Below are 3,097 nucleotides of genomic sequence, written 5' to 3'. Positions count from 1 at the left end.
TAAGTTGTAAATTATAACAATAAATTCAAAACACTGTTTGTAAATGAAGTGAAAAAATATTTTCTCTTCATCATGAAATGGCGGAAACCGTTGATACATCAATGTTTATAGAGGGAGTTTAGTTGAACAGAGGAATAGATAAAAAGATGTCGAATTTATATATAATTGTTGTTGAAATTGAGATCTTGGAGGATACATTTTGAAGAAATATGAGTTTAAAAATAACATTCCATCATTGGAAGAATACAAATATTTGTGTGAGTCTGTGGGATGGACTAGTTATATGAATTTTGAAGTGGTGGAAGCATCACTAAAGAATTCTATTCACTGCATTACAGTCTTTGATAATGAACAAATTGTGGGCATGGGGAGAATTGTTGGAGATGGGGCTATCTATTTCTATATTCAGGATATAGTGGTTCATCCAGATTTTCAGAAAAATGGTATTGGGAAAGAAATAATGGACATTTTGGTTGAATACTTAAATCGGAATGCCCCAGATAAGGCGTTTGTCGGCTTGTTTGCATCACAAGGTAAAGAATCGTTCTATGAAAAATATGATTTTAAAGACTACTCACCAAACATGACGGGGATGTTTACTGTAATTTCAAAAAAATAAAAATAATAGATTTTTAATTGTAAGAGAAGACATCACTATTAAAGTAATTGTTCTCCCAGTAACTCTTTTTCCTTATTAAGCTAACAGGTGCTTTACTTGAAAAACATTGAGCTGTTTTAGACAGCTCTTTTTTCTTATTGTACTAACGGCGCAGGTTATTTGAACAAAGTCAGTATAAATTACGTAATTATTCTGGTGGATATTTATATGTTTTTAAGTGCGTGTGATTTATTAATTTAACCTCTGGTCCAAAAGAAACTTCATACGTCATTCGGTCCTTCCCTACTGGAATCCACTGTCCGCCATCAGTAGGTTCAATTTCAAATGTAATTTGCAAAATAAAGCCACGGAAACTATTTACTCTTCTAGTTTCAATAACTTCAATTTTCCATGGTGTGACATGAGGTGAAAAATCCTTTAAAATCTTAGGATAATAATAGCTATTTAAATCTTTTTCTATATAAGGAGTAAGCATTAACATAAGCATATCTTGTAATCTAAGCTGGTTAGAGTCTTGAGTTGGTTCAGATGATGAAACGGTTGTTGTTTGAAAAGATATAATTAGAACAAGGGTGAGTGTAAAAACGAGTAATAGCCTTTTCATTTTCCTGAATACACCTCTTTACAGTCTTTAATTAATTGTATTATCTCCTTTATTGAATAAAGTATGTATTTATTGAATAAAGTATGTATTTATTGAATTGAGTTGTTCTTTTTTCTTTATTAAACTAACGGAGCAGGATAGTTGAAGAGTGTAGTTTAAATTGTGTTTAACAATCGGGCATATTGAGAGTGACAAGAAAACAGAATGAGTGACGCAAGGAATAAATGTTATTTACACTTTGCTGAGGGGGTACTTATGAAAATTCACTATTATTTAGGTTGGTTTGATACTTTTTTTCCAGAAGATCTGGGTAGGGTGTTACAGGAGGATATAACTGATAGAAAATCGCTGGCTATGATTAGCTCGAATCCTTCTATTTATGAAGATGATGGCGCTACTGAACGCTCGTGGCTCGATCAGGCTGGTATTATGTTTGATGAGTATCATTTAATTAATTACCGCGTACAGATGGAAGATGCCCAAACGATAATTCAAAATGCTTCCGTCATTTTCTTGTTGGGTGGTAATATTCTTAATCAAAATGGTTTTTTGATGGAATATGAATTATCGGATTCGATAAAAAAAAGCAGCGCCGTTGTGGTGGGAGCAAGCGCTGGAGCAATCAACATGTCCGCTAAATGGTTATGCTCGAAAAACTTTGGAGATGAAGTTGAAATGAGCTCTGTTTACGACGGAATCGGTCTTGACAATTTTTCCGTCCTGTCTCATTTTGACCTTGAAAATAACATTGCACTGGTTCAAAGCGAACTATCTCCCCTATCGGAAGAAATAAATATTTATGCGTCGAACAAAGATTGCGCTGTACGTGTAAAAGGAGACAAAATCGACGTTTTTGGCAATGTTTATTTAATTTCCAACTCAAAGATTCAGAAATTGGATGAGACGCTCTAGTTGTAGCAAAACGCTATGGCTTAATTGAATTAATTTCTTTATGCACCGTCTCTATTTTAAATTAAGTGAAGGAGAACTGCCCGAGTGTTGAATATGCGTCTATTTTTTCTACTTCAACTAACAGGGTTCTTTACTTGAAGAACATTGAGCTGTTTTGGACAGCTCTTTTTTCTTATTGTACTAACGGGCCAGTTTAGCTCAATAGGTTTCAAATGGTAAAATTAATTAAAATTGGAACCAATATTTATTTCGTTCGTTCTTATAGTAAGTGCAGAAATTAAAGAGGAGGTGGTAAACATTGCTCAGTAAAAAAGGGATATTATCAACATTATTTTCAGTAGTAGGACTTATTTGTGTTGCATGTTTTTATTACTTTCAACTTAATACTGCTTGGCTATTCTTCGTTGGAGTTATTATGTTCGTCATAGGAGTAATATTTAGTGTTCAGAGCTTTAAAAAAAGGGAAAAAGGATTTTGGAAGTATTCTCCTATTATTGTTTTTGGGATTTATGTCATTGGCGTTTCATTGTCAATCTTACTACTTGTGTTTATGGGCGAAAGTTGAACTACTCTCATGGAGTCTTCTGTCGGAAAATGATAAAAGGTTATATTATTTTTAAAGTTTTCCTCTTAAACTAACGGGTGACTTGTAAAATTAAATAAATAAACTTTTTTCAAAACCAACAGATCTTCAGGTCCTACACCTTTGTCAACTAGCGCTCAACTAAATTTTTCATTTTTCAACTTAATAGTTGGAAGAAATCAGTATTGTTAGGGTGGTTAACAAACTAAAAAATCGCAAAAAAAAGCCGAGGAATAAATCCTCGACTTTTCTAGGTGCCTAGCGACGTCCTACTCTCACAGGGGGAAGCCCCCAACTACCATCGGCGCTAAAGAGCTTAACTTCCGTGTTCGGTATGGGAACGGGTGTGACCTCTTTGCCATCATCACTAGACTATTGT

At 34.0% G+C, this 3,097-nt stretch carries 4 protein-coding genes and 1 rRNA gene; 3 read left to right on the top strand and 2 right to left on the bottom strand.

Annotation, left to right across the window (positions count from 1 at the left end):
- The first annotated feature begins 199 nt into the window (after positions 1–199).
- Positions 200–619, top strand: coding sequence for a GNAT family N-acetyltransferase (locus ACVYAD_RS24895; RefSeq protein ID WP_476428280.1), 420 nt, complete (start codon positions 200–202; stop codon positions 617–619).
- A 187-nt stretch (positions 620–806) separates the two neighbouring features.
- Here ACVYAD_RS24895 and ACVYAD_RS24890 read toward each other — a convergent pair whose 3' ends face one another.
- Positions 807–1,223: a DUF3888 domain-containing protein gene (locus ACVYAD_RS24890; RefSeq protein ID WP_476428278.1), complete on the bottom strand. Its 417-nt coding sequence runs from the start codon at positions 1,221–1,223 to the stop codon at positions 807–809.
- Between the two features lie 255 nt (positions 1,224–1,478).
- Between ACVYAD_RS24890 and ACVYAD_RS24885 the strand changes: the two genes are divergently transcribed.
- Both ACVYAD_RS24885 and ACVYAD_RS24880 read left to right on the top strand, forming a co-directional pair.
- Positions 1,479–2,135 (top strand): Type 1 glutamine amidotransferase-like domain-containing protein, encoded by a 657-nt coding sequence (locus tag ACVYAD_RS24885; RefSeq protein ID WP_476428276.1) that lies wholly within the window; start codon positions 1,479–1,481, stop codon positions 2,133–2,135.
- A gap of 298 nt (positions 2,136–2,433) precedes the next feature.
- Positions 2,434–2,700 carry a hypothetical protein gene (locus ACVYAD_RS24880; RefSeq protein WP_349662261.1) on the top strand — a complete coding sequence of 89 codons (267 nt, stop codon included), beginning with the start codon at positions 2,434–2,436 and terminating at the stop codon, positions 2,698–2,700.
- 274 nt (positions 2,701–2,974) lie between these two features.
- On the opposite strand, the gene rrf is transcribed toward ACVYAD_RS24880, so the two are convergent.
- Positions 2,975–3,090, bottom strand: a 5S ribosomal RNA gene (gene rrf / locus ACVYAD_RS24875).
- Between the last annotated feature and the right edge of the window lie 7 nt (positions 3,091–3,097).

This window comes from Lysinibacillus sp. G1-3, from assembly GCF_056322905.1.
This window is presented reverse-complemented; position numbering and strand designations above follow the sequence as displayed.

What these genes read in the sequence shown, in the direction of transcription:
- ACVYAD_RS24890 (WP_476428278.1), bottom strand. Translation starts at nt 1,223, where the DNA reads ATGAAAAGGCTATTACTCGTTTTTACACTCACCCTTGTTCTAATTATA.
- ACVYAD_RS24885 (WP_476428276.1), top strand. Translation starts at nt 1,479, where the DNA reads ATGAAAATTCACTATTATTTAGGTTGGTTTGATACTTTTTTTCCAGAA.